This window comes from Kitasatospora sp. NPDC088783, from assembly GCF_044750705.1.
GTDB lineage: Bacteria > Actinomycetota > Actinomycetes > Streptomycetales > Streptomycetaceae > Kitasatospora > Kitasatospora fiedleri.
In genome coordinates this window covers 1-4,311 of sequence record NZ_JBIVKJ010000041.1, presented here as the reverse complement: position 1 = coordinate 4,311, position 4,311 = coordinate 1, and the positions used below count along the sequence as shown (strand labels likewise).

Sequence of the window (4,311 nt, the reverse complement as noted above, 5' to 3'; positions counted from 1 at the left end):
CAGGGGGGACCCTGTGGGAGAGTAGGACGCCGCCGAACAATCTTTGTGGGAAAGCCCCCTGACGGGATGTCAGGGGGCTTTTTCGCGTTCCCGGGCGGGAGCGGGACGACGGTGTCCGGTTCGACCGGTGCGCCCGGGAGCTGCGAGCCCCCGTTCGGTGACGGTCGGTGGATGGGGGACAATCCTCTGGCTCGGCTTCTTGCCGGCTCGGCTCCTCGGAAAGGACATGGCGTGCTTCTCGGTCTTCGGACGGTCATTCATCCCGCGCAGGACCTCGGTGCGGCGAAGGCGTGGTGGAGTTCGGTGCTGGGGGTGGAGCCCTACTTCGACGAGCCGTTCTACGTGGGGTTCAACGTCGGGGGGTACGAGTTGGGGCTCGACCCGAACGCGGATCCGGCGGTGGGGCCGGTGTCGTACTGGGGGGTGCGGGACGTCGAGGTGGCGGTGGGGCGGTTCGTGGCGGCGGGGGCGACGGTGCGGGAGCAGGTGCAGGAGGTGGGGGGCGGTATCCGGGTCGGGACGGTGGTCGAGCCGTCGGGGACGGTGGTCGGGCTGATCGAGAACCCGCACTTCGTGTTGGCGGAGGGGGAGCCGGCGGGCGCGGAGGAGGGGCCGGGTCGCTGAGGGTGTGGGTGGGCGGGGCCCCGGCCGTGGTGGTCGGGGCCCCGCCGTGTGGTGGGTGGGGTTCAGCGGGTGGCGTGGTGGTCGTTGGCGACCAGGGTGCGGGCGAGGCGGGCTGCCGCGGTGGTGACGGCGGGCCAGGCGGGTGAGAGCAGGTGGTCGGTGGGGCGGGGGTCGGGCGGGAGGGTGGCGAGGAGGGCGCGGAGGGCGGTGCCGAGGTCGGCGGTGAGGGCGGCCTCTTCGCCGGTGCGCAGGGTGTGGCCGATCCAGGGGAGCGGGTCGTCGGCGTCGCAGGTCTCGGTGAACAGGGTGGTGAGGAGCGGCGCGGGGTCGAAGGCGTCGTCCTGGAGGCCGGGGGCGGCCAGGGTGAGGACCGCGGCCACCAGCTGGTGGCGCAGCGCGGGGAGGACGGGGCCGCGGTCGGTCACCGGGGGAGCGTACCGGCCGGGGGCGGACGGTCAGGCGTAGGGGGCGAGTTGGGGGTCGACGGGGGCGTCGGTGAGGCGGTTGGCGAAGGTGGAGAGGGTGTAGGCGCCGATGCCGAGGACGATTTCGAGGGCGTTGCGCGGGGTGAAGCCGTGGGCGAGGAAGGCGGCGAGGTCGGGTTCGGGGACGGCGCCGGTGTGGTCGAGGACGCGGTGGACGAAGAGCCGGACGGCCTCCAGCCGGGCGTCGGGCAGGGGCTGTTGGGCGCGCAGGGCGGCGATCAGTTCGGGGTCGGTGTCGAGCCGGGTGAGGGCGGCGGTGTGCATGGCGACGCAGAGGTGGCAGCCGTTTCGGGTGGCGATGGTGAGGACGACGGTTTCGCGGACCGCCGGGTCGAGTTCGGTGGCGTCGAAGAGGGCGGTCAACTTGAGGAAGCCGTCCAGGAGTTGCGGCGCGTGGGCGAGGCGGGCCGCGGCGGCGGGCAGGTAGCCGAGGTGGCGGGTGACCTGGTCGAGTCGGCTGCGGGCGGCCGGCGGGGCGGTGTCGGGGGTGAGGGTGGGGAAGTAGGCCCCGGTGGTGGGGGTGGAAGGGGTGGGGGTGGTGGTGGACATGGGTGGGCCTTTCGGGGTGCGGGCGCGGAGGCGTGCCGGGGTGGCCGGAGGGCGGGCCCCGGCTGCGCGTCCTAGAATGGACAATGTGGTTGACCAAAACGTAAACCAGGTTGTCGATTCGCGCAACGGGAATCCCCCGGACCGGGCCCGCGACGGCTTCGAGCTGCCGCTGCTGCTGTTCGCCGGATTCCGCACGATCATCGATGAGTTGCACGAACGGCTGGCCCGCGAGGGGCACCCGGACGCGCGGCCCGCGTACGGCTTCGCCATGCAGGCGATCGGGATCGACGGGGCCACCGCGAGCGAGGTCGGCCGCCGGCTGGGGGTGTCCAAGCAGGCCGCCGGGAAGACCGTCGACCGGCTGGAGGCGCTCGGGTACGCGGAGCGGGTGGACGATCCGCGGGACGCGCGGCGCAAGGTCGTCCGGCTGACGCCGTACGGGCTGGACATGCTGGCCAGGTCGGCGGCGGGGTTCGAGGAGATCCGGGGGCGCTGGGCGGACGCGCTCGGGGAGCAGCGCCTGCGTGAACTGGAGGACGGCATCGCGCGGTTGACCGGCCCGTCCGGGTTCCGGCTGGACGCGGCGGGCTGGTTCGGCGGCTGAGCGCGCCGCCGGGGTGGGCGGATTCGCGTCCCGGGGAGCGCGGGGGCGGTCGGTGCGGTGTCGTCGGCGCGGTGTCGACCGGCCGTACGTGGGAGAACGCGATCCGGTGATATCCCGGCGGCCGTGCCGGGTGGCACCATGAGACGGTCGTCGCACGGTGACGGCACGGGACAAGTGATCCAGGGGGAACGGATGCTCGCCGAATCGTTGGTCGCGCTCGCCGGTGCGGGCGGGACGGCTCTGGTGGGGGCGATGGCCACCGATGCCTGGCAGGGCGTCAGGACCGGTGCGGCCAGGCTGTTCGGGCGGGGCGAGGCGGGGCGGCAGGGCGCGATCGAGGCCCGGTTGGAGCACGACGCCGAGCTGGTGGCGCGGGCCCCGGAGCCCGGGCGGGTGCGCCAGGGGCTCGCGCCGGGCTGGCAGGTCGAGCTGGAGGCGCTGCTGACCGAGCACCCCGAACTGGCCGAGGAGCTGCGGGAGTTCGTGGAGCGCACGGTGGCCGCCCTGCCCCGGGCCGAGCAGCACTGGACCCTGAACGTGACCGCCCGGGACCACGGCCGGGCCTACGGGGCGCTCGGCGGGAACGTGGTGGTGCACGAGGCGGCGCAGCCCGACCCGCCCCGGGGGCCCGCCCCGGATCGGCGCGGGGAGGCGGCCGAGGGACCGCGGTGAAGCCGCCGGGTCCGTCCGACGACGGGAGCGGGCTGCGGGAGCGGGACGAGCGCGGCGGCCGGGGCGAGCCCGGCGGCCGGTCCGACCGGGGCGGGTGGCCGGGGCGGATGGAGCAGCGGGTCGTCGCGGAGGCCGGGTTCGCCTACGGCGCGATCGGCGCGGACATCCACGTGTTCGGGGACGGCACGCCCGTCTACGTGCTGGAGAACTGGCGTCCCGGGGAGGCCGTCGAGGACGCCTGGCTGGGCGAGTTGCCGAGCCGGATGCTCAACGCCCGCTGGGAGGTGGTCGGGTTCACCGGCCGGGCGGCGGAACTGGCCGCGCTCCGCGCCTGGTGCGGGAGCGGCCCCCGGCTGGCCGTCCGCTGGCTGCACGGGCCGGGCGGGCAGGGCAAGACCCGGCTGGCCGCCCGGCTGGCCCGGGAGCTGGCCGCGGAGGGGTGGAAGGTCGTCACCGCCACCGAGGGGCCGGGTTCGGTGGTCCCGCCGCCGGGCAGCCAGGACCTGCGCCCGGACGGTGCGCCGGGCCTGCTGCTGCTCGTCGACTACGCCGACCGCTGGCCGCTCTCCCACCTGACCTGGCTGCTCAGCAACGCCCTGCTGCACGACCCCGCCGTCCCGGCGCGGGTGCTGATGATCGCCCGGGACACCGGCCCCTGGCCCGCCGTCCGGGCCATCCTGGCCGACCACCGGGCCGGCACCTCCGCACAGGAGCTGGCCGCCCTCGGCGACGGCGACGACCCGGAGGGCCACCGGGCGCGGATGTTCACCGCGGCCCGGGACGGCTTCGCCGCGCGGTACGGGGCGCCGGTCCCCGGCTGGATGTCCCCGCCGCCGTGGCTGGACGGGCCGGAGTTCGGGCTGACCCTGGCCGTCCACATGGCGGCCCTGGTCTCCGTCGACGCCCACCTGGCCGGGCGGCGGACGCCGACGGACCCGGCCGGGCTGACCGTCTACCTGCTGGACCGCGAGCACCTGCACTGGGCGCGCCGGCACGGCGACGGCTCCCACCGGCTCGACGGTGACGGCACCGACCGGCTCGGCGGCGACGGCTCCCACCGGCTCGACGGTGACGGCACCGACCGGCTCGGCGGCGACGGCTCCCACCGGCTCGACGGTGACGGCACCGACCGGCTCGGCGGCGACGGCTCCCACCGGCTCGACGGTGACGGCACCGACCGGCTCGGCGGCGACGGCTCCCACCGGCTCGACGGTGACGGCACCGACCGGCTCGGCGGCGACGGCTCCCACCGGCTCGACGGTGACGGCACCGACCGGCTCGGCGGCGACGGCTCCCACCGGCTCGACGGTGACGGCACCGACCGGCTCGGCGGCGACGGCTCCCACCGGCTCGACGGTGACGGCACCGACCGGCTCG

5 protein-coding genes and 1 pseudogene are annotated in these 4,311 nt (G+C 75.9%); 4 read left to right on the top strand and 2 right to left on the bottom strand.

Features of this window, described 5'->3' with window-relative positions; translation table 11 throughout:
* Positions 1-231 precede the first annotated feature (231 nt).
* On the top strand, positions 232-624 hold the full coding sequence (locus ACIP60_RS38220; RefSeq protein WP_400694251.1) for a VOC family protein: 393 nt from the start codon (positions 232-234) through the stop codon (positions 622-624).
* Positions 625-686: 62 nt separating this feature from the next.
* Here ACIP60_RS38220 and ACIP60_RS38215 read toward each other — a convergent pair whose 3' ends face one another.
* Positions 687-1,049, bottom strand: a complete 363-nt coding sequence (locus ACIP60_RS38215) for a hypothetical protein (RefSeq protein WP_400694248.1) — start codon at positions 1,047-1,049, stop codon at positions 687-689.
* A gap of 30 nt (positions 1,050-1,079) precedes the next feature.
* Complete coding sequence (locus tag ACIP60_RS38210; protein ID WP_400694245.1) at positions 1,080-1,658, bottom strand: carboxymuconolactone decarboxylase family protein; 579 nt, start codon at positions 1,656-1,658, stop codon at positions 1,080-1,082.
* 76 nt (positions 1,659-1,734) lie between these two features.
* Between ACIP60_RS38210 and ACIP60_RS38205 the strand changes: the two genes are divergently transcribed.
* From ACIP60_RS38205 to ACIP60_RS38195, 3 genes and pseudogenes are all read left to right on the top strand, one after another.
* Entirely contained in the window at positions 1,735-2,262 is a 528-nt protein-coding gene (locus tag ACIP60_RS38205) for a MarR family winged helix-turn-helix transcriptional regulator (protein WP_400694242.1), read from the top strand.
* Between the two features lie 192 nt (positions 2,263-2,454).
* A complete protein-coding gene (locus ACIP60_RS38200; RefSeq protein WP_400694239.1) occupies positions 2,455-2,934 on the top strand; it encodes a hypothetical protein in 480 nt (159 codons plus the stop codon).
* Positions 2,931-4,311, top strand: a pseudogene (locus ACIP60_RS38195) (hypothetical protein); the annotation flags it as partial. The gene ACIP60_RS38200 and the pseudogene ACIP60_RS38195, both read left to right, overlap by 4 nt.